Below are 24,444 nucleotides of genomic sequence, written 5' to 3' on the forward strand. Positions count from 1 at the left end.
GATCCTGAAATAGGAAGATCATTTAAAACTTTTAAAATGAATACTAAAAACCCCATTCTTATAATAGGGCTCTTATTTATATTTTTCTCCTGTAGTTCTCAAGAGCGAGCGGAATCTATGAAATCGCAGTCAACCAATAAATCTGGTTATGATTATGTAAATACCTTTATTGGAACTGCGCCTTTGCTCGATGAAGAGATCATTGGATATACTCCTCCAAAAGATTGGAGAGTTTGGGCGGGTCTCACTTATCCCGGAGCCTCATTGCCTAATGCTTTAGTTCAGGTAAGCCCGATCACTGAGTATGGATCTGGAGCAGGATATGAATATGAGGACAATGAAATCCTGGGTTTTACCCACACGAACAAGGGACACTGGAATCTATGTAATATTCCTGTTCTTCCTTTATCTTCAAATGCGGTTGCACCTTTTAAAGCAACTTTCAATCATGAGGAGGAAAATTCTGCGCCGGGATATTATCAGGTGAAACTTCAGGATTATAATATCAATGTAAGATTAACTTCTAGTTTAAGGGCAGCCGTTCATGAATATGAATTTATGGATTCCGGAGAAAAAAGAATTTTATTCGACCTGGGTACGGCTAATAACAGGGTATCTACGTGGGAAATTGAAAAAGTTTCCTCTAATGAATTGAAAGGTTTCCAGCAGGTTGGTGGAGATAAGATTCATTTTTATGCCACGCTTGACAGCGAAATTAAAGGAATTGAGTCTACAAATCAAGGTGAGCGTGATGGCTATTCCGTAATTACACTTAATGACTCAGGGAAGAGTACCGTAACGCTGAAAATAGGATTGTCTTATGTAAGCACTGAGAATGCTAAAGAAAACTTAGACAGGGAAATTGGTGAAAAATCATTTGATGATATCATGAATGAGGGTAAAAAGACCTGGACAGAATTTCTTGATCAAATTCAGGTTGAAGGAGGCTCTGAGAAAGAAAAGGAAATGTTTTACACGTCATTATACAGATCTTTTTTATGGCCTGCTCTGCGAAGTGATATCAATGGTGAATTTGTAGATATAGAAGGAAAAGTTCGTAATGAAGGATTTCGCTATTATACCAAACCTTCTTTATGGGATACTTATCGAAACAAGGTGGTTTTACTCGAGATTATGCGACCAGATGTTACTACAGATATTATTAAGTCATTAATAAATCGCGGTGAGATCACAGGATTTATCCCTACGTTTTTCCATGGTGATCACGCCGCATCATTTATCACTGGAGCTTATAAGAGAGGAATTAGAGATTTTGATGTGCAGAAGGCGTATAAACTGCTTCTTAATAATGCTTACAAAGAAGGAGGAACACGCCCCCACATCAAAGAATATATCGAATTAGGATATATTTCAACACCTGAGATCAAAGATCCAAATACAGAGACCAAGGCAAAAGCGGGAGTGTCAAAAACTCTGGAATTTGCTTATGACGATTATTCACTTTCTCTTTTGGCAGAAGAAATGAAAGATTCAGAGCATCAAAAAGATCTATTTGCAAGATCCATGAATTATAAGAATGTTTTTGATAAGAAAACGAATTTTATGCGGGGGCGATTGGAAAACGGCGACTGGGTTTCGCCTTTCAATGCTGAATATCCTTATTATGAATATATGTACAGGGAGGCAAACGCCTGGCAGGTTTCATTTTATACACCCCATGATATGCCCGGTCTGGTTGAGCTTTATGGAGGTAAAGAGAAGTTTGAAGAAAAACTGGATTCCTTATTCAGTTATAAATGGAACCCGAAGCATATTGCCAGAAATGTCTCCGGATTTATGGGGCAGTATAGTCAGGGAAATCAGCCTGCTCACGAGGCTCCGTTCTCGTATTATTTTATAGACAAACCTGAGAAATCACAGGCTATTATAGATAAGTTACTTTCAGATTATTATGGAATTGGAGAGGAAGGATTAGCCCTTTCCGGGATGGATGATGCAGGTGAAATGTCCTCCTGGTATGTTTTTAGCGCCCTGGGTTTATATCCATTTTCTCCTTCAGATCCTGAATATCTTGTCACCATCCCAATTTTTGATTCGGTTACATGGAACACCACAGATGGAAAATCATTAAAGATCCAGAATGAAGGCGGTACCCGAAAGGTGAAAGATATTAGGGTAAACGGGAATGTGATTGATGGATATTTTATAAGTCATGACCTGTTCAAGAATGGAGGAGAAGTGATTGTAGAGACTAATTAAAATGATGATTAAATGAATTGCTTTAAAAAAATTCTACTGTGCTTTTTGATTTTTCTCTCGATAAGCGCGATTGGTCAGGAGACAAATTATACCGAAACTCAGAATCTCAATTATTACGAAACTGAAGATCAAACAGCGTATCAGCAAGAAATGTGCAGGCTGGATATTCATCATCCTGAACAGGGAAAGGCGCCGGTGATAATCTGGTTTCACGGTGGTGGTTTAACAAGCGGGAGCAAGGAAATTCCTGAAGCTCTCAAGCAGAAAGGTTTTTGTATAGTTGGTGTGGGATATAGACTTTCGCCAGAAGTTAAGGCTGAAGTTAGCGTCGAAGATGCCGCGGCTTCCATTGCCTGGGTCTTGAAAAACATTCAAAAATATAACGGCGATCCAGATCAGGTATTTGTATCCGGGCATTCTGCCGGAGGTTACTTAGCCCTGATGAGCGTCATGAACAAATCCTTTCTGGATAAATACGATCTCGACGCAAATGATATCGCTGGTCTTATTCCCTTCAGCGGCCATACCATTACTCATTTTACGATTAGAAAGCAAAATGACATACCTGGTGAACAACCCATAATTGACGAATGGGCACCCTTATTTTATGTTCGTAATGACGCCCCGCCTACACTTTTAATCACCGGAGATCGGGAAATGGAGATGTTAGGGCGATACGAGGAAAATGCTTATTTCTATCGTATGATGAAAGTTGCCGGTCATAAAGAAATAGATATTTATGAAATGCAGGGATATGGCCATAACATGGCCCACCCGGCTTTTCCACTTCTGTTGAATTTTGTTAGAAAACATTCAGAAAGTATACAGGAAAATTAACCGGACAGATCTATCAGAAATCTGAAGAATAAATTTTAATGCTTAAGAATACGAATGAATCTTTATAATGATAAGAGGATAGTAATGACGCTTGATGCGGGAGGAACCAATTTTGTTTTTTCGGCATTGCAATGTGGAAAGGAGATCATTACGCCAATTATACTACCATCAAACTCTTCTGATCTTGAAAAGTGCCTGAAAACAATTATTTCAGGATTTAAAGAAGTTCAGAATGAACTCCTTCCGGAATCTCCTGTGGCCATAAGTTTTGCTTTCCCGGGACCTGCAGATTATGAAAATGGTATTATTGGAGATCTGCCAAATTTCAAAAGCTTTAGAGGAGGTGTAGCCCTGGGCCCGATGTTGGAGAATGTGTTTAACCTGCCAACATTTATAAATAATGACGGAGACCTTTTTACCTATGGAGGGGCCATGGCGGGATTCTTACCTGAAATTAATAAAAACCTGAAAAATGCTGGAATCCAAAAGGAATATCGAAATCTTTTCGGGATTACTCTGGGTACTGGTTTTGGTGGAGGTATGGTGATCAACGGAAAGATTTTCAAAGGAGACAATTCTGCCTCTAGCGAGATCTGGCTGATGCGTAACTTTAAAGAACCAAATTTAATCGCTGAAGAAGGTGTTAGTATCAGGGCGGTTAAAAGGTGGTATTGCGAGAAGGTGGAGAACTCAACTCATCTTTCTCCTGAAGATATTTTTCTTATCGCTAAAGGTCTGAAAGATGGAAACCAGGACGCTGCTTTGCAGGCATACGAGAGAATGTCTGTAGTAATTGGAGAATCGCTGGCCAATGCCCTGACTCTTTTTGATGGTCCAGTGGTTATAGGAGGTGGTATCTCCGGAGCTTCAGATATATTGCTACCTAAGATCATAGAACATTTAAACGGTGAAATAGAAACCAGAACCGGTGAAAAAATTCCTCGTTTGGTTTCAAAAGTCTTCAATATTGAGAACAAATCTGAATACTGTGCATTCTTAGATCAGAAATTCCAGAATATACAGATTCCTTTCACTCAGAAAAGTGTGAATATCAACACCGAAAAGAGAATACCTATAGGCTTAAGTAAGCTTGGAACCAGTGAAGCGGTTTGTTTAGGAGCTTATGCATTTGCCTTGATTTCACTTAAGAATCATAAACTAGCTTAACGAATCATGAAATTTAAAACTCTATTTTTCTTCCTTGGCTCGATCTTATGGATGCTTTCTTGCAATACAAGCCAGGAAGTTGAAAATAACAACGAGAAACCAGAAGCGATATTAAAAACACGATGGACAGATAAGGTGGATCCTGAAAATGTTCTGGCCGAATATCCCAGGCCAATTCAAAAACGTGAAAAATGGATGAATCTTAATGGTTACTGGGAGCTGGAAACAGGAAAAATAGATTCTATTCAATTTGGACAACAATTGCCGGAGAAGATCCTGGTTCCATTCGCAGTGGAATCTTACCTCTCAGGAGTAATGAAAAAAGCTGATCATCTTTTATATAGAAAAGAATTTTCAGTTCCAGAAGATTGGAATGAGCAGGATATAATCTTAAATTTTGAAGGTGTAGATTATCAAACCGTTGCTTACCTGAATGGTAAGAAAGTTGGAGAGCATAAGGGTGCTTTTGATCATTTCTCCTTTAATATTACGCCTTATCTTAAAGAAGGAAAACAGGAGCTTATAGTGAAGGTTTTTGATGCGTCAAACGACGGACTTCAGCCCGTGGGAAAACAGGTGAGAGAACCCGAAGGAATTTTCTATACTTCGACTACAGGTATCTGGCAGACCGTATGGATCGAACCGCTAAATGAAAACCATATTGAGTCTTTTAAGATTGAAACCGATATAGATAAAAAGAGTATATCATTTCAATCTGAGGCCACTGCCGGTGATGGGAGGATTAAACTTGTTTTGAAGGACGGTGATAATATTGTTTCTGAAGTTGAAGGTAATCCTGGAGAAAAAATTGAAATGCAGGTCCCTTCTCCAAAATTATGGAGCCCGGAAAATCCTTTTTTATATGATCTTGAAGTAGAGCTAATTTCGGAAGATAAAGTGCTGGATAAATTTTCGAGTTATGTGGCCATGAGGAAGATCAGTCTTGGGAAGGATGAAAATAACAATACCAGGATCATGCTGAACAATGAACCATATTTCCAGGTGGGTGTTCTGGATCAGGGTTATTGGCCAGATGGTTTGATGACTCCTCCTACTGAAGAAGCTTATGTTTGGGATATCGAGACTTTCAAGAAAATGGGCTTTAATCTTCTTCGAAAGCATGCAAAAACAGAAAGCCAGCGCTGGTACTACCTGTGTGACAAAATCGGAATGCTTGTCTGGCAGGATATGCCGCAGGTCTATCCCCATGAAGATTTTGAAGACCGCTTAACTGATCAAGATAAAGCACATTTCGAAAAAGAAATGCAGGCAATGATAGATGATCTTTATAACTACCCGAGTATTGTGATGTGGGTAGTGTTCAATGAAGGTTGGGGGCAGTATGATACAGAAAGGCTTACCAGGTGGGTAGAAGATTTGGATGAAACAAGGTTGGTAAGCAATGCCAGTGGATGGACAGATCATAATGTAGGTGACATAATTGACATGCATAGTTATCCAGGGCCTGATATTTATCCTGTGGAAGAAAACAGAGCCACCGTTCTGGGTGAATTTGGTGGACTTGGATTAACCGTTCCAGATCATTTATGGCAGGAGAAAAATTGGGGGTATCGGGAAATGACAGATACCCTGGAATTTAAAAATTCCTACAAGCAACTTTGGGATGACGTGTGGCAAATGAAGGAAGATAAGGCAGCCAGTGCAGTAGTATACACCCAACTTTCAGACGTGGAGGGGGAAGTTAACGGACTGGTTACCTACGACCGGGAGATAATCAAGTTGCCAATTGAATATTTAAACGATCTGCATACCGATAATATGATCTCTCCGGTTTCTATTGATTCTGATCATTCTTTATTCCTAGATAGTGAGGAGGTTACCCTGAAAAACAGAAAAAATGAACCTATTTATTATACCATTGATGGGACGGAACCCACTGTAGAATCGATGAAATATTCCGGGCCTTTTCAGATTGAAAATACTTCAACCCTTAAAGCTCGCTCGATTACTGATAATGCGAAAAGTGCAATCGTTCAGAAGAATTTTGAAAAAGTGAGTTCTTTTAAATCACCGCAATTCAACCTGAGTCAAAATTTTGACAAAGGTCTTAAGTATTCCTATTATGAAGGAATATGGGATAGCATACCAGATTTTGAGAATATGAACGCGGTTAAAAGCGGAATCGCAACTGATATTGATCTAAAGGAATCTTCAAGGGATAGTGACTTCGGTTTGACTTTCAGCGGTTTGATTCGAATTGACCAAAATGGCGTGTATACTTTTAATTTAACTTCAGATGATGGTTCCAGTCTTAGCATTAATGATGAATTTAAGATAGATCATGACGGACACCATTCTATGGAAACGAAAACTCTGGACTTAGCTTTAGAAAAAGGTTATTATAAGATCGCTTTAGATTATTTTCAGGCTCGTGGAGGGCTCGGTCTCAATCTCGAAATCATAGGGCCGGATGGTAAAATTTTACCACCTGGTAATTATCACCAACAATAGTACATATCATCTTATCAGAATCGAACAGAATGAATTTAATTAAGAGTACCATTTTATTTCTTATATCCATACAGGTTTTGCAGGCGCAAAAAGAAAGGATAGGAAAAATTGAGAATCCGGTGGATTATGTAAATCCGTTGATTGGTACAGACTCAGATTATTCCTTATCAAATGGAAATGTTTATCCGGCCATCGCTATGCCCTGGGGCATGAATTTCTGGACACCTCAAACCGGTGAAATGGGAAATGGCTGGGCTTATACCTACGATGCGAACAAAATACGAGGCTTCAAACAAACACATCAACCATCACCGTGGATGAATGATTATGGCCAATTTTCCATCATGCCGGTTACCGGATCTTTAAAGTTTAAAGAAGAGGAAAGGCAAAGCTGGTTTTCTCATAAAGCTGAAATTGTAAAACCAAATTATTATAGCGTTTACCTGGCAGATCATGATGTAACTACAGAGATCACTCCAACTGAAAGAGCAGCAAGATTTAAATTCACTTTTCCCGAAACTGATAGTTCATTCGTAATTATCGATGCCTTCGATAAGGGTTCCTATGTAAAGATTTTACCAGACGAAAATAAAGTGATTGGGTATACTACTCGAAATAGTGGGGGAGTTCCTGAAAATTTCAAAAATTATTTTGTGGTCATTTTCGACAAGAAATTTGAGATAAAAAAGACCTTCAGCGATTCTATATTAAATTCTTCTCTGGAATCAAATTCAAATCATGCTGGTGCCGTCGTTGGATTTAAAACCATGAAGGGTGAAGTAGTAAATGCTAAGGTTGCATCTTCTTTTATTAGTCACGAACAGGCAGAAAGAAATTTGAAAGAGATAGGGAATAAAGATTTTGAGGAAGTCAAAAAGGGAGGTCGCGAAAAATGGAATAAGGAATTGAGTAGGATAGAAGTGGAGGGTGGAACCCCGGGACAGATCCAGACTTTTTATTCGGCTCTGTATAGAACCTTATTGTTTCCGCGGAAATTTTATGAATTTGCTGAAGATGGAAATATAGTCCACTACAGTCCTTACAACGGAGAAGTTCGTGAAGGCTATATGTTTACTGATACCGGTTTTTGGGATACTTTTCGGGCTTTGTTTCCTTTTCTAAATCTCATGTATCCTGAACTGAACGGACAAATGCAGGAAGGACTTTCCAATGCTTATGATGAAAGTGGCTGGTTGCCGGAGTGGGCGAGCCCCGGGCTTAGAAATATTATGGTGGGCAATAATTCGGCTTCGGTAGTTTCAGAAGCTTATTTAAAAAGCGGGGATGCTTACGAATATGATATTGAGAACCTCTACGAAGCTTTAATTCATGGAGCAAACAATGAGGGACCCATGACTGCGGTGGGTAGAGCCGGAGCAGAATATTACAAGGAACTGGGTTACGTGCCTTACGATGTGGATATTAACGAAAATGCCGCCAGGACTTTAGAATATGCTTATGATGATTTTGCGATCTATCAATTGGCTAAGAAATTAAATAAGCCAAAAGCTGAAATTGATAAATATCGTCAGCGAGCTTTGAATTATAAAAACCTTTACGATCCCGAAACAAAGCTGATGCGAGGTAAGAATGAAAATGGTGAATTTATGAAGCCGTTTAATCCTTTCAAATGGGGAGATGCTTTTACTGAAGGGAACAGCTGGCACTACAGCTGGTCTGTTTTTCATGATATTCAGGGATTGATAGATCTCATGGGCGGCAAAAGTGAATTTAATGCACAGTTGGATAAAGTGTTTTCTTTACCTCCCAAATTTGACGACAGTTATTATGGCGGCGTCATCCATGAAATTCGTGAAATGCAGATCGCCAATATGGGTCAATATGCACACGGAAATCAACCAATTCAGCATATGATCTATTTATATAATTATTCAGGGCAACCATGGAAGGCTCAATATTGGGCTCGAGAAACGTTGGATAGAATGTATACTCCATCTCCAGATGGATATTCGGGTGATGAAGATAATGGTCAAACTTCAGCGTGGTATGTTTTCTCAGCGCTTGGGTTTTATCCGGTGGCACCGGCGACAGATCAGTATGTATTAGGAGCACCATTATTTGAAAAGGTAACGCTCCATCTGGAAAATGGGAATAAAGTAATCATAAATGCTCCAGAAAATTCCAATGAAAACAGGTATATCCAATCGATGAAATTCAATGAAAAAGACTATACCAGAAACTATTTAAGCCATAAGGAACTTATGAGGGGAGCAACCCTGGATTTTAAAATGAATAGTGAACCAAATAAACAGAGAGGTATAAATAATGCAGATTTTCCATACTCTCTGTCTAATGATCAAAGCAAATTAAATGAACCAGAATAAATCTCATAGAACTGCCTTTATATTTCTTACTGTATTATTTTTCCTTTGGGGATTTATCACAGTGCTTGTAGATTCTTTGATTCCAAGATTAAGAGAAGTATTTACATTGTCTTATTTCCAGGCCGGGATGGTACAATTTGCCTTTTTCGGCGCTTATTTTCTATTATCAATCCCTGCGGGCTATATTCTTTCAAAGATTGGCTATAAAAAAGGTATCATCTTAGGATTGGTGACCATGGGAATTGGCTGTTTGCTTTTTTATCCCGCAGCATCCATGAGGATATTCGGAGTTTTCATGCTGGCTTATTTCATGCTGGCCGCTGGAATTACGGTACTTCAGGTTGCAGCAAATCCATACGTTACCGTATTAGGACCAGAAAAAACGGCTTCCAGTAGATTAAATCTATCCCAGGCTTTCAATTCTCTAGGGACAGCCATCGCGCCAGCAATTGGTGCTTTATTTATTCTGAAAGACCGTGTGATGACCTCTGGGGAAATTGAGGCTTTAGACAATACGGCAAGGACTGAATATTACATCAATGAAGCATCAGCTGTACAGGTTCCATTTCTAGGAATTGCAGCTTTTATAGGGATCATTGCTTTGGTGTTTGTTTTTGTAAACCTTCCAAAAATTGGAGATACCGCGGCGTCTAACGATTATAGAGGGGTTCTCAAGAATAGAAATTTATTATTGGGAGCACTCGGTATTTTCTTTTATGTAGGAGCTGAGGTCGCACTGGGAAGCTATATGGTAAATTATTTTTTAAGTATTGATCTGGCGGAGATCATAAAGAATAACTCTTTGATGCGCTCTGTTGCCGAATGGATTTTAAGTTCAGGAATTTCCACCTCAAGCGACATGGCTATCGTAGGAGTTTTTGTGACGTTTTACTGGACCGGAGCGATGATAGGCAGGTTCATAGGATCTTATTTAACCAGGCTTATTAACCCCGCAAAAGTATTACTCATATTTGCCATGTTAGCGGTGAGTATGATAGTTATTTCCGCATTTTCGACAGGTCTGGTCGCCATGTGGACCTTAATAGCTGTTGGTCTTTTCAATTCAATTATGTTCCCGACAATCTTTAGTCTTGCGTTAGACGGATTAGGGAATGACAAACCTCAGGGATCGGGTGTGCTATGTACTATGATCGTTGGTGGTGCGGTGATTCCGCCTGCTTTTGGATTTATTACCGATTCTTATGGTTTTCATATTGCATTTCTTCTTGTAATTTTAAGCTATGCATATATTTTCTTTTACGGATTTAGAAATAAATCCCGAAAAGTGACCATTTAAAACCGTGATTCCGATGAATTTGAAGAAGCTATTTTTACCGATATTATTCATAAGTGGTTTTTGCGCACTTTCACAAAATAATCCCGTTTTCCCTGGCTGGTATGCAGATCCTGAAGGTATAGTTTTCAATGATGAGTACTGGATTTATCCAACTTACTCGGCTCCATATGAAAAACAGGTTTTTCTCGATGCATTTTCTTCGGAAGATCTTGTAAACTGGGAATTTCATCACCGAATTATAGATACTTCCGAGGTGAAATGGGCGAAAAAAGCCATGTGGGCCCCGGCTATTATTTCCAAAGAAGATAAATATTACCTGTTTTTTGCCGCGAATGACATCCAAAGCGATGACGAATTAGGCGGAATTGGAGTGGCGGTCGCAGACCAGCCTCAGGGTCCGTTTAAAGATCTGCTTGGCAAACCACTAATCGGAAAGTTTCATAACGGCGCACAACCTATAGATCAGTTCGTTTTTAAAGATGGAGCTGATTACTATATGTTCTATGGAGGATGGAAGCATTGCAATGTTGCCAAAATGAACGATGATTTCACCGGTTTTGTGCCTTTTGAAGACGGAACAACGTTCAAGGAAGTAACACCCGATAAATATGTGGAAGGACCATTTATGTTCAAACGTAATGGCAAATACTACTTTATGTGGTCTGAAGGTGGCTGGACCGGTCCAAATTACAGCGTAGCGTATGCTATTGCCGATTCACCTCTGGGACCCTTTAAAAGAGTAGGAACCATTCTTAAACAGGATATGGATATCGCCACTGGCGCAGGACACCATTCAGTGATAAAAAACCCGGAGAAAGACGAATATTATATCGTTTACCACCGCCGCCCATTAACTGAAACCGATGGAAATTCAAGGGTTACCTGTATCGATGAAATGACTTTTGATGAAAATGGTCATATCAATCCTGTAAAAATTACAAATGAAGGAGTAGACCTTGGAGAAGATAAATATTAGATTAAATACCACTATGAAAAATAAATTAGGAACGATTGCAGGATCACTTGCCGTCATTTCATCCATACTATTTACTACCCATACATCAGCACAGGAAGAGCAGGATTTTGCTCAATATGTGGATCCCATGATCGGAACTGCGAAAATGGGACACACCTATCCCGGTGCTACAGTGCCTTTTGGCAGCATTCAGTTAAGTCCAGATACCGATACGATTCCGTATGCGGTGGATGGCCATTACAATCCTGATGTGTACAAATATTGCGCTGGCTATCAGTATGACGATCATACGATTGTAGGTTTTAGCCATACACATTTCAGCGGAACAGGACATTCCGATCTTGGTGATTTCCTGATCATGCCAACCACCGGCGATCTTAAATTGAATCCTGGAACCGAGTCCAATCCGGAAAACGGCTATCGAAGCAGGTTTTCTCATGATCGTGAAACTGCCGAAGCTGGATATTACAGCGTAATGCTTGACGATTATAATATTAAAGCGGAAATGACCGCTTCAACCCGTGTGGGAATGCACCGCTATACTTTTCCGGAAGGGGAAAAAAGCCACCTGGTTTTTGACCTGATGCACGGCATTTACAATTATGAAGATAAGAACGTGTGGACATTCGTTCGGGTTGAAAATGATACGCTGGTTACCGGTTATCGCCAGACGAACGGCTGGGCCCGAACCCGAAAAGTGTATTTTGCGATGACTTTCAATAAACCGATCAAGGAATACGGAAGAGAGCGTTACGACAAACAGCCGTATCACGGTTTCTGGGGTAAATTCGATCCGACTCATAACTTTCCGGAGATTGCCGGAGAACAGATAAGAATGTGGTTCGATTTTGATACTTCAGTACCTCTGGAAGTAAAACTTGCAATTTCACCGGTGAGTACCGAAGGAGCCATTCAGAATATGAAAGATGAAATTCCCGGTTGGAATTTTGATGAGGTTCGCCAGCAGGCCAGAGATACCTGGAATAAGGAACTTTCAAAAGTAGATATTTCCGAAGAAGACCAGGAAGAGAAAGTCAATTTTTATACCGCCATGTATCACGCATTTTTAGGCCCGACGGTCTATATGGATACCGACGGGCAGTATATGGGAATAGATAGAAACAGATATGAGGCTGATGGTTTTACCAATTATACCAGCTTTTCACTTTGGGATACGTATCGCGCATTACACCCGCTTTTTAATGTTTTGCAACCCGAACGAAATCAGGATATGGTGCAGGCGATGATGGCACATTATGACCAGAGTGTACACTCCATGTTACCGGTTTGGTCGCACTATGGCAATGAGAACTGGTGTATGATCGGGTATCACAGTGCTTCGGTAATTGCTGATGCGATCGTAAAGGGAAATGCCGATTTTGACGAGCAACATGCCCTGGAAGCCATGGTGAATACCGCGAAAACCGGCTATTATGACGGACTTCAGTATTATATGGATATGGGTTATGTGCCGGAGGATAAGAATGGTGCTTCGGTCTCAAAGACTTTGGAATATGCTTATGACGACTGGGCGATTGCTCAGGCGGCGAAAAAACTTGGAAATAACCAGGTTTATGATGAATTCATGAAACGTGCTGAAAATTATAAAAATGTGTACGATCCAAAATCAGGATTTATGCGTCCTAAGTTGAGCGACGGAACTTTCAAAAAAGAATTCGATGAACTGAATACGCACGGCCAGGGATATATTGAAGGAAACGGATGGAATTATAGTTTATATGTGCCACATCAACCGGCAGAACTAATCGAAATGATGGGTGGAAAAAACCAGTTTTCACAGCATCTCGATTCATTATTTACCATGGAATTACCGGACAAATATTTTGAAAATACCGAAGACATTTCACGTGAAGGGATCATCGGGAATTATGTGCACGGTAACGAACCTTCGCACCACGTCGCATACATGTATAACTGGACCAACGATCCCTGGAAAGCTCAGGATAAAATAAGGATGATCCTGAAGATGAAGTATATGAACGGTGCTGACGGACTAAGCGGAAACGACGATTTTGGACAAATGAGCGCCTGGTATATTTTCAGTACGCTTGGATTTTACCCGGTTGCTCCGGGATCGGTAGATTATGCTATTGGCAGCCCGGCTATCAGCGAAGCCACGCTATACCTGGACAATGGGAATACGTTTAAGGTAATCGCTAAAAATCAGAGTGATAAAAATGTGTATATCAAAAAGGTCGAACTGAATGGAAAAGAACTTACGGAACCATTTATCAAGCATGATGAGATTATGAATGGTGGAGAACTGAAGTTCTGGATGAGCAGTAAGCCAAATAAAAACTTATTTAAATAATAATCTATGTCTTTCCAAATTATAGAGCAGCCTGTAAAATACGACATTTGCATCGTCGGCTCAGGTGCCGGTGGTGGAATGGCAGCTAAAATTCTATCAGAAAAAGGGTTTAAAATAGCCTTGTTAGAAGCCGGACCAGATTTTGACCCTGCCAACCCTGAACAACGAACACAACTTAGATGGCCTTACGAATCTCCCCGTCGTGGCGCATCAACCGTAAGACCTTTTGGAGATTTTGATATGGCCTATGGAGGATGGGAGCTTGAGGGAGAACCTTACACCAAAGAGAGAGGAACAGAATTCGATTGGTTTAGATCCAGAATGGTTGGAGGTAGAACCAATCACTGGGGTAGAATTTCTTTACGTTTTGGACCTCTGGATTTCAAGAGAAAAGATTTCGATGGTAAAGGAGACAACTGGCCTATTGGCTATGACGATGTAAAGCCATATTACGATAAAATTGATAAACTTATTGGTGTTTTTGGAACGAAGGAAGGAATTGCAAATGAACCAGATGGATACTTTCTGCCGCCTCCAAAACCTAGATTACATGAATTATATATAAAAAAAGGAGCTGATAAAGCAGGGATTCCCATGATTCCATCCCGTTTATCTATTCTCACCAAAAGAGTAAATAAAAAGAGACAGGCATGTTTCTATTGTAATCAATGTTCCCGATCCTGTACGGTGTATGGAGATTTTTCCTCTTCTTCAGTTTTAGTAAATCCTGCCAAGGAAACCGGGAACGTAGATCTCTTTGTAAATGCCATGGTTAGAGAGGTCACCACAGATGAAAATGGCAAGGCAACCGGAGTGCATTATATAGATAAAACCAATTTAAAAGATTATAAAGTCAGGGCAAAAGTAGTGATTCTGGCAGCGAGCGCCTGTAGCTCTGCCAGAATTCTACTGAACTCAAAATCTTCAGCTCATCCAAACGGATTGGCAAATTCGAGTGATGTGGTAGGCCGGTACTTGCATGATTCAACCGGATCTTCAAGAATGGCTTTCATTCCGTCATTGATGGATAGAAAGCGATATAATGAAGATGGAGTGGGAGGTATGCACCTTTATACGCCATGGTGGCAAAATGATAATAAGAATCTAGGTTTCACCAGGGGATATCATATAGAATATTGGGGAGGTATGGGAATGCCTTCTTATGGCTTTGGTTTCAATATGGAATCTTTGAACAGCTTAGTGCCCGGAATGAATGGGGAGAAGAAAAAAGCAGGTGGCTATGGTCTTGGATTTATGGAGGATGTAAAACGTTTTTACGGCTCCACAGTTGGAATGGCAGGTAGAGGAGAAAGTATTCCGCGTAAAGACAATCGTTGTAAAATTGATAATGACAAACTGGATAAATTCGGAATTCCTGTTCTTAAATTTAATTATAAGTGGAGCGATGAAGAAGTAAAACAGGCTGAGCATATGCAGGATAGTTTTGAAGAGATCATTCATGCCATGGGCGGGGTAGCCCTGGGAGATAAACCTGGAAAAGAATCAAGTTTTGGGCTGGAGAATCCGGGTAGAATTATTCATGAAGTGGGTACTACCAGGATGGGAGATGATCCAAATACTTCAGTTCTCAACAAATACAATCAGGCGCATGATGTTCCGAATTTATTTGTCATGGACGGTGGAGCGTTTGTATCACAGGCAGATAAAAACCCAACCTGGACAATTCTTGCACTTGCCTGGAGAGCTTCAGATTATTTAGCGGAAGAAATGAAAAAAGGTAAAATTTAAATCTTCAGAAGATGAATAGAAGAGAATCACTTAAAAGTCTACTAGTTGGCGGTGTTGGTACTGGTCTTTTAATTAGCTGCAGATTAGATGATGATCCGGATCTGAGCAAGGTGACCGATATCAGGGAAAAAGATTTTGATTATGGTCGGACTCCGGAAGAAGCTGAATATGACGAGGAGCTCATGTCGAAGAAATTCTATACCGACGAGGAAATGGCTACCATATTGCTAATTGCAGACATCATTATTCCAGGCGATGGAGATCATCCGCCAGCTTCAAAAACAGGACTGGCTGAATTTATCGAATTCATTACAAAAGATCTTCCGGAGCATAAAACTCCTATGCGAGGTGGCTTGAGATGGCTTGATAACGAAAGTAACCAGAGGTTTGAAAAAGGCTTTAAAATGTTATCTGAAGATGAACAGATTGCCATCATCGATGATATAGCATATCCTGCTGAAGTGAAGCCACAGCATGTTCACGGAGCAAAATTTTTCAGCAGACTTAGAAATTTAGTTACCACAGGTTATTTCACGAGTAAAGAAGGAATTGAATATTTAGGGTATCAGGGGAATCGGCCGAATGTGTGGGACGGTGTTCCTCCTGAAGTTTTAGAAAAACATGGTTTGGCGTATGATGAAAAAATGCTGAAAAATTCAATCAAACCTGAGGAGAGAAATGAAATTGAAGACTGGAAAAACTATGAAATTTGATATTGTTAACTATGAGCAAAAACAGAATTCTAATATTGATTTTCCTTGTTGTTTTTTCTTCTTGTAAGCAGAATAAAAATTCTTCTGATGATTCAATAGAATTACCTGAAGAGGAGGCGACGAAAAAGATGATTTTGAATTCCGGTAATTTCGATACCATTATCAACGGTAAACAGGTAGAATTGTTCTGGATACAGAATGGTAAAATGAAAGCTGCGTTCACCAATTTCGGAGGTAGAATTGTAAGCCTTCAGGTTCCAGATAAAGAGGGAAAGCTAATAGATGTTGTAGTGGGGATGAATAGTGTAAAAGCGTATGAGGAATCTTCTGAACCTTATTTCGGGGCGACCATAGGAAGAGTAGGAAATAGAATTAAAGAGGGTAAATTTGAACTGGAGGGTAAAGAATATCAAGTTCCGAAAAATAATAACGGTCATGCACTGCACGGTGGAGATAAAGGATTTCAATATGTAGTTTTCGATGCAAACCAGAGTAATGATAGTACACTGGTTTTTAGTTATCTATCCCCTGATGGAGAGCAAGGATTTCCGGGAAATCTCGAGGTTAGAGTGACCTATACTTTAACTGAGGATAATGCTTTATTAATGGAATATAAGGCCAACACCGATATGGCTACACCGGTAAATCTTACCAATCATGCCTTCTTCAATTTAAATGGCGAAGGTAGTGGCACTATTCTCAATCATCAACTACAAATTAATGCTGAAAAATATACTCCGGTAGATCAGGGTCTAATTCCAACCGGTGAGTTGCGGAGTGTTGACGATACACCATTTGACTTCAGGAATTTTAAAGCTATAGGGCGGGATATAGATTTTGAGAAGGAGCAATTATCTTTCGGTTCGGGCTACGATCATAATTTTGTTCTGAATAATAGAGGAGAGGATGAACTTTATTTAGCAGCAAAAGTAATCGGGGATAAATCTGGTATTCAAATGAAAATTTATACGGAAGAACCCGGACTGCAATTTTATAGCGGAAATTTTATGGAGGGTGAAAACGTTTTCAAAACCGGAGCAAAAGATAAATTTAGGGAGGCTTTTGCTTTAGAAACACAGCATTTTCCTGATGCTCCAAATCAGCCGAATTTTCCTTCCATTATTTTGAACGAAAACGAAACGTATCAAACGGTCTCAAAATACCAGTTCGAGGTGGTCAGAAACCAAAATAAACAGTAAGTATGCTATGAAAGGATTTATTTTTCTATTTTTCATTGTATTCAATATCAGTTTGGGTCACTCTCAAACTGAAAAGTATCAGGAACTTATGAGCCAGGACTGGGCAAATCTCGAAAAATATAGAGAAGCTAATCAGGAGATTATTGCTTCCGGTAATTTTCCAGAGGTTGTTTTTATGGGGAATTCCATTACTGAAGGCTGGACAAATTTGCATCCTGAATTCTTTGAAAAACATAATTTCATAGGAAGAGGAATAGGTGGGCAAACCACTCCACAGATGTTAATAAGATTTACACCCGATGTAATCGATCTGAATCCAAAGCTGGTGGTGATTCTCGCAGGTACCAATGATATTGCAGGTAATACAGGTTTCTCATCGAAAAAGATGATTACTGATAATATCAAAGCGATGGTGCAGTTGGCGCAACAAAATAATATTAAAGTGATCTTGAGTTCAATTCTACCGGTTTATGATTACCCCTGGAGACCTGGCCTGGAGCCTGTTTCCAGGATATCAGAAATAAACAAATGGATGGAAAATTATGCCAGGGAAAATGAAATATCCTATCTGGATTATTTCAGTCACCTTTCAAATTCACAAAAAGGTATGAAGAAAGAGTTTGCCGATGATGGAGTCCATCCTACAGAAGCAGGTTATAAAATCATGGAGCCCCTGGTTCTGGAGGCTATCAAAGATGCTCTGAAAACAGATTGAAATCTGACTTCCTTTTATGGATCTATTCGAATTAAGAAAAGAATTTGTAGTATTGTTCAGCCATAATTCATACAAATGGAATTTAAAATAGATCACAAAAGTCCGGTTCCTTTACACGCCCAGGTAGAAGATTTACTGCGTGAATTGATAAAAAAAGAAGAGTACAGAGATGGTAAAATTCTTCCCGGTGAAGTTGAATTAGCAAAAAAACTGGCTATATCAAGATCTACCGTTAGGCAGGCTGTTAAGAAACTTGTATTCGAAGGACTGCTTATTCGAAAGAAACGAATGGGCACTAAGGTAGCTCCTGAACCGGTGAGCTCCAAGTCTAACAACTGGCTAAGCTTTTCTCAGGAAATGAAATTGCGAGGCATCCCGATCAAGAATTTTGAACTTCATTTAAGCTGGGTTCCCGCTGACGAGGAATTAGCTAAGTTTTTTGAAATTAAAAAAGGAAGAGAGGTACTAAAGATGGAACGTCTTCGTGGTAGGCCAAACGAACCTTTTGTTTATTTTATCTCTTTTTTCCATCCTCGTGTTGAGCTTACCGGCAATGAAGATTTCACTCGTCCACTATACGAGATGCTGGAAAAAGAACATTCAGTGATCGCTTTCCTTTCTAAAGAAGAAATCAGCGCCACGGCTGCTGGTGAATTCATTGGAAGTAAATTACAAATAGAGGAGGGTTCGCCAGTTCTCTTCAGAAAAAGATTTGTATTTGATCAGGGCGAAAGACCTATAGAATATAATCTCGGATATTATAAAGCGGATAGTTTTCTTTACACCGTTGAAAGTACGAGATGAAGTTAAACCAGAGAATTATCATTTCTTTTATCAATTTAGAAATTAGTGATAGTTAAAATTATTAGTCTGTGAAAATTATTTGACTAATATTAAGATATCTTTAAATAAAATTAATATGTTTGTACATATGCACAAATAATAAATAATTCATTTAGTATGAAATTGCGAAGTTTTACCTTTCTTTTTATAATTTTTTCTTTAATAACTCTAAGTGGTTGTGCACAGAAAAATCTGAACGAACCAAAAGAACAGAATACTGAAGTTGAAGGTCCAATGTCTTATGTTGATCCCAACATAGGTACGGCGCACAGCAGATGGTTCTTTTACACTCCGGCTGCAGTACCATTTGGAATGGCCAAGTTAGGTCCGTCTACCAATGGTAGTTATGGAAATGAAAATGGATGGGAAGCTGTAGGTTATGATGAAAGACATAACAGCATTGAAGGTTTCGCCAACCTTCACGAATTCCAGGTTGGAGGTTTTTTATTCACAGGTATGACCGGTGATTTGAAAACAATTCCTGGAAAACTGGAAAATCCTGATGAAGGTTACAGGTCAAGATTTGATAGGCAAAATGAAATCGCAGAACCAGGATATTATAGCGTTTTATTAAAAGACTATGATGTGATGGCTGAATTGACTGCTACTAAAAGAGTAGGTTTTCAGCGTTATACTTTTCCTAAGAATGACGAAAGCTACCTCATTTTTGATGTGGGCAACCAGCTTGGTGAAAGTGGAGAGGTAAAAGATGCTTCCGTTACTTTTAATAAGGATAATAATACAATTGAAGGCTGGGTAATTACCTATCCCGAGTATGTGAAGAAGTATCAGCCAGATGGAGTTGTAAAAATGTACTTTTTTGGAGAAGTAAGTGAAAAACCTGATTCTTTCGGAACGTTTAAAGGCAATGATGAATATGAAAATCAGGCTACAATTCAGGGTAAAGGCTCAGGTCTTTATCTGAAATTTGAAACTGAAGAAAACGAAGCTATAGAAATAAAAGCAGGATTCTCTTATACTTCCGTAGAAAATGCCCGCCTTAATTTAAAATCTGAAGCCGAAAACCTGACTTTTGAGGAGGCGAAGAAATTGGCTCAGAATACCTGGAGTGAAGAACTAAATAAAATTCAGATTTCTGATTCTTCCGTTGAAAATAAAACAAAATTCTATACAGGATTATTTCATGCCCTATTAGGTCGTGGCCTGGCTAGTGATGTGAATGGTAAATTTCCGCAGAATGATGGAACCGTTGGTCAAATTCCTATGGATGAGAACGGAGAACCGGAATTCCAATTCTATAATACAGATTCAGTTTGGGGAGCTTACTGGAATTTAACCCAATTATGGGCTCTGGTTTGGCCGGAATATTTTAACGATTTTGTTCAAACACACCTGGCGGTATATGAAAATTCCGGTTGGTTAGGAGACGGGCTTGCTAATTCCAAATTCGTATCTGGAGTAGGTACCAATTTCGTAGGACTTGTAATTGCTTCAGCTTACCAGTCTGGAATCAGGGATTATAACATTGAACAGGCTTTCCAGGCAGCTTACGAGAATGAAGTGAAATATAAAGATCGTAATGAAGGAGCAGGCAAAACAGATCTGGGTCAATTCGTTAATCAGGGTTATATAGATTTCGTTCCTGGATGGGAAACTACTCCTGAGGGATCAGGATTTTCAGTATCGCATCAGTTGGAATATAGTTATAGTAGTTATGCCGTAGCTCAATTTGCCAAGGCTTTAGGTAAAGATTCGGCTTATGAAGAGTTGATGAAATTATCTAGTAACTGGGAGAATATATATGACGACCAGACTAATTTCGTTCGACCTAAATTACCTTCCGGAGAATTTAAGAAAGATTTTGATCCATTTGAACCATGGGCAGGTTTTCAGGAAGGTAACGCATGGCAATATACTTTCTATGTGCCGCATACACCTAGAAAACTAGTCAAACGTATGGGTGAGGAACGTTTTGTAAAACGCCTGGATTCAATTTTTACAATTTCTGAAAAAACAAAATTCGGAGGAGAGGATATTGATGCCTTTGCCGGTGTTAAATACCTCTATAATCAGGGCAACCAGCCAAATCTTCATATCGCCTGGCTGTTTAATTATACAGATCATCCCTGGTTAACTCAAAAATGGGTACGAAGAATTTCTGATGAATTTTATGGAACCGGGGGAGTTCATGGATATGGATTTGGTCAGGATGAAGACCAGGGGCAATTAGGAGCCTGGTATGTGATGAGCTCTATGGGGCTTTTTGATGTAAAAGGTCTTACAGAGATCGGTCCTTCTTATCAGCTGGGAAGTCCATTATTCAGTAAAATCAATATTAAGAACGGTTATGGAAATATTGTAACTATTGAAACCAAAAATAATGGTCCGGAGAATTATTATATCCAGTCAGTCACATTAAATGGTCAGCCATACGATCAAAGAGATATTTCATTAGATCGACTTAAAGATGGCGCTCAATTAATCTTTACAATGGGAAGTTCGCCGAATAAAGAGGTCTTCAAAGAATGGTAATCATATAATGATTCTATACTACGAATCATTACACAAATTTAAAATGTATAGACATATGAACTTAATAGTAAAAAATTATGGGTAAGCATTCGTTATTCTACGTATTGATTGCATCACTATTGATTTCCTTCAATTTGCATGCGCAAGAAAATACCGTTTCAGGTACGATCACAGATGAATCTGGCCCTCTTCCTGGCGTTTCTGTTTTTGAAAAAGGAACATCTAATGGAACTGTGACAGATTTTGATGGCCGGTTCGAGTTGAGCCTGCAGGATAGTAATTCAGAATTATTGGTGATTAGTTTTATGGGGTACAAAACTCAGGAAATATCCATTGTTCCCGGAAAAACAGATTATCAGGTTAACCTTGAAAGTGAAGTCAATCAGCTGGACGACGTGGTTGTAGTTGGTTATGGAACTGAAAAAAGAGCGAATTTAACCGGCGCAGTAAGCACTATCGAAGAAAAATCGATTCAGGGAAAACCTGTAACGAATGCATATCAGGCACTACAGGGAGAGTCTTCAGGACTTATTATTCAAAATACGACCTCCAGGCCTGGTTCTGTGCCAAGCATCAATATCAGAGGTATAAGTACTATAAATGGAAATACACCATTAATTTTGGTAGATGGAGTTATATCTTCTCTGAACAATGTGAACCCAAACAACATCGAGAGCATAAGTGTTCTAAAAGATGCTGCCTCTTCTGCTATTTACGGTTCTCGAGCAGCTAATGGTGTTATCCTGGTTACTACGAAAAATGGTAAAGAAGGAAAACCGAAATTTCAATACAGAGGATCTTTTGGGGTACAGGAGCCTACAAACTTTCCAAAATATGCGAACTCCTGGGAGTACGCTACGCTTCGTAATGAAGCTCTGATCAATTCAGGATTGTCTCCCGCATTTACTCCTGAGCAAATACAGGATTTTAGAGAGAATGGACCCAATACTTACTGGAACGAGGAAATCTATAAAGACATGGCGCTTCAAAGCAGCCACAACCTTTCAGTAAGTGGTGCCGATAATGGACTTAATTATTTACTGTCCCTGGGATATCTAGATCAGGAAAGTTTATTCAAGGGCCCGGAATATGGATATGAAAGATATAATGCAAGAATGAATATTAGCAAAGAGATAGGTGATAAGCTCACCATTGGCGGTCGTATGTCTTTTGCCAGAAATGATATTAAGGATCATGCTTATTTTGAGCAATGGATCGTGGAACCGACACTTCGAATCCCACCTATCTATAGAATCCTGGATGAAAATGGAGATTACACTTTGCCGAGTGGAAGTAATAGTAATCCATTAGCTCAACTGGAAGTTGGCGGTACAACTCGAAATCAAAACGATGAGTTTCTAGGGAATTTCAGCATAGAGCTGCGTCCTACAGAACACATTACTTTAAGAGGAGTTTTTGGAGGTAATATTACGAGCAATAAGAGTCACCAGTTCCGTAAAGCGATTGATTTTGCTTATCCCGGAGGAGGTAATAACGAAAATTCAGTGACAGATAATTATTACCGATCTCTTTATCTGAATCCATATGTGACTGCTGCCTACGATAACACATTTGGTGAAAGGCATGATTTCAACCTTTTAATAGGTGGTTCTACGGAAAAATTTAAAGATGAATTCTTCGGAGTTACGGGAATTGATATTCCGGGGAATGATTTTGGTGTCATAAGTAATGCCGGTGACATTCAGGGAGCTAATGGTTCTGGTAGTGAATGGGCAATTCAATCTGTTTTTGGGAAAATAGGTTATAGCTATGATGATAGATATCAACTTAATGGTAACATTAGATATGACGGCTCTTCCAGATTTTCTTCGGAAAACCGATGGGGTGTTTTTCCTTCAGTTTCGGCCGGATGGATCATAAGTAATGAAGATTTTCTAAAACCAATCGAGGACATAGTTTCATTTGCTAAAATTCGAGCATCGTGGGGTCAGTTGGGTAACCAGGATATAAATGACCTTTACGGATACCAGAGTCTGGTTGGCCCGGGAAGTAATGTTTATAGTTTTGGAGGCGTAGGAGTTTCTGGATCTTATTACTCCGTTAGCAACGCTAATAGAACCTGGGAAACATCCACGATGAAAAACTTAGGACTGGACTTATCATTCTTTGAGCGAAAATTAGATCTTACATTTGAAGTTTTTGATAATCTTACTGAAGATATCTTACTTCAATTACCGGTTCCTGCTACTTATGGATTGGGTCAACCATTTCAAAACGCCGGTTCTGTGCGAAACAGAGGTTGGGAAGTTAGCATGAATTATCAATTTGAAACAGGCGCAGTAAATCATTCCTTCAATTTCAATTTGACCGATACAAAGAACGAAATTGAAGATTTGCGGGGAAGAGAATTTATCAATGGCTTTGATGTGAATACAATTTTACGCGAAGGTTACTCCATCAATTCATATTATGCTCTAAAATCAAACGGTTATTTCAACAGCGAAGAAGAAATATCGAATAGTGCTACCCCTTTATTCGTGAATGACGTTGATCCAGGAGATATTAAATATGTAGATCGTAACGGAGATGGCCAGATCGATTATGAAAACGACCGATTTATTCTTGGAAATGAATTTCCAAGATATACTTACGGAGCCACGTATGCTACTAACTGGAATGGATTCGATTTTTCAATTTTTGTTCAGGGTGTAGGACAAAGACAACAATGGCTGAGAGGGGAACTAATAGAAGCTTTTCATAATAATAACGAAGGACCTGTCTTTCAGAGACATTTAGATAGATGGACTCCACAAAATCTTGATGCAAGTTATCCTCGATTAACGGTAGGAGCAGAATCTGTGAACAACGCAGCAAAATCTGATTTCTACATATTCGATGCTCAATATCTAAGAATTAAAAATGTCCAGTTAGGATATTCTCTTCCTGCAACGGCTATGCAGCAAATGGGAATTGAAAATATCAGGCTTTATCTCACAGGATTGAATCTTGCGACTTTTAGTCCATTGAATGATATAGGGGTCGATGCTGAGAATATTGATGCCAACGGAAGAATCTATCCGGTATCACGAATTTTCTCATTAGGATTGGATGTTAATTTTTAAAAA

15 protein-coding genes are annotated in these 24,444 nt (G+C 39.3%); all 15 read left to right on the forward strand.

Going from position 1 to position 24,444, the window contains the following annotated elements:
• The first annotated feature begins 36 nt into the window (after positions 1-36).
• On the forward strand, positions 37-2,220 hold the full coding sequence (locus RE431_RS00180) for a GH92 family glycosyl hydrolase (RefSeq protein ID WP_309559937.1): 2,184 nt from the start codon (positions 37-39) through the stop codon (positions 2,218-2,220).
• Between the two features lie 12 nt (positions 2,221-2,232).
• Entirely contained in the window at positions 2,233-3,057 is an 825-nt protein-coding gene (locus RE431_RS00185; RefSeq protein WP_309559938.1) for an alpha/beta hydrolase, read from the forward strand.
• Between the two features lie 54 nt (positions 3,058-3,111).
• Positions 3,112-4,224, forward strand: coding sequence for an ROK family protein (locus RE431_RS00190; protein ID WP_309559939.1), 1,113 nt, complete (start codon positions 3,112-3,114; stop codon positions 4,222-4,224).
• 6 nt (positions 4,225-4,230) lie between these two features.
• A complete protein-coding gene (locus tag RE431_RS00195) occupies positions 4,231-6,696 on the forward strand; it encodes a PA14 domain-containing protein (protein ID WP_309559940.1) in 2,466 nt (821 codons plus the stop codon).
• A gap of 29 nt (positions 6,697-6,725) precedes the next feature.
• Entirely contained in the window at positions 6,726-9,041 is a 2,316-nt protein-coding gene (locus RE431_RS00200) for a GH92 family glycosyl hydrolase (protein WP_309559941.1), read from the forward strand.
• Complete coding sequence (locus RE431_RS00205) at positions 9,028-10,338, forward strand: sugar MFS transporter (RefSeq protein WP_309559942.1); 1,311 nt, start codon at positions 9,028-9,030, stop codon at positions 10,336-10,338. The genes RE431_RS00200 and RE431_RS00205 overlap by 14 nt, the downstream gene beginning before the upstream one ends.
• Before the next feature lie 13 nt (positions 10,339-10,351).
• A complete protein-coding gene (locus RE431_RS00210) occupies positions 10,352-11,314 on the forward strand; it encodes a glycoside hydrolase family 43 protein (protein WP_309559943.1) in 963 nt (320 codons plus the stop codon).
• Positions 11,315-11,327: 13 nt separating this feature from the next.
• A complete protein-coding gene (locus RE431_RS00215; protein ID WP_309559944.1) occupies positions 11,328-13,646 on the forward strand; it encodes a GH92 family glycosyl hydrolase in 2,319 nt (772 codons plus the stop codon).
• A 6-nt stretch (positions 13,647-13,652) separates the two neighbouring features.
• Positions 13,653-15,395, forward strand: a complete 1,743-nt coding sequence (locus RE431_RS00220) for a GMC family oxidoreductase (protein ID WP_309559945.1) — start codon at positions 13,653-13,655, stop codon at positions 15,393-15,395.
• Between the two features lie 11 nt (positions 15,396-15,406).
• The gene (locus RE431_RS00225; protein WP_309559946.1) at positions 15,407-16,108 is read left to right on the forward strand and encodes a gluconate 2-dehydrogenase subunit 3 family protein; all 702 of its coding nucleotides are present in this window, start codon (positions 15,407-15,409) and stop codon (positions 16,106-16,108) included.
• Between the two features lie 11 nt (positions 16,109-16,119).
• Positions 16,120-17,307: an aldose epimerase family protein gene (locus RE431_RS00230; protein ID WP_309559947.1), complete on the forward strand. Its 1,188-nt coding sequence runs from the start codon at positions 16,120-16,122 to the stop codon at positions 17,305-17,307.
• 7 nt (positions 17,308-17,314) lie between these two features.
• On the forward strand, positions 17,315-18,022 hold the full coding sequence (locus RE431_RS00235; protein WP_309559948.1) for an SGNH/GDSL hydrolase family protein: 708 nt from the start codon (positions 17,315-17,317) through the stop codon (positions 18,020-18,022).
• A 75-nt stretch (positions 18,023-18,097) separates the two neighbouring features.
• Positions 18,098-18,826: a GntR family transcriptional regulator gene (locus tag RE431_RS00240; RefSeq protein ID WP_309559949.1), complete on the forward strand. Its 729-nt coding sequence runs from the start codon at positions 18,098-18,100 to the stop codon at positions 18,824-18,826.
• A 156-nt stretch (positions 18,827-18,982) separates the two neighbouring features.
• Positions 18,983-21,358, forward strand: a complete 2,376-nt coding sequence (locus RE431_RS00245) for a GH92 family glycosyl hydrolase (protein ID WP_309559950.1) — start codon at positions 18,983-18,985, stop codon at positions 21,356-21,358.
• A gap of 77 nt (positions 21,359-21,435) precedes the next feature.
• Positions 21,436-24,441 (forward strand): SusC/RagA family TonB-linked outer membrane protein, encoded by a 3,006-nt coding sequence (locus RE431_RS00250; RefSeq protein WP_309559951.1) that lies wholly within the window; start codon positions 21,436-21,438, stop codon positions 24,439-24,441.
• The last annotated feature ends 3 nt before the right edge of the window (positions 24,442-24,444 follow it).

The organism is Christiangramia sediminicola (assembly GCF_031344135.1).
Classification (GTDB): Bacteria; Bacteroidota; Bacteroidia; order Flavobacteriales; family Flavobacteriaceae; genus Christiangramia; species Christiangramia sediminicola.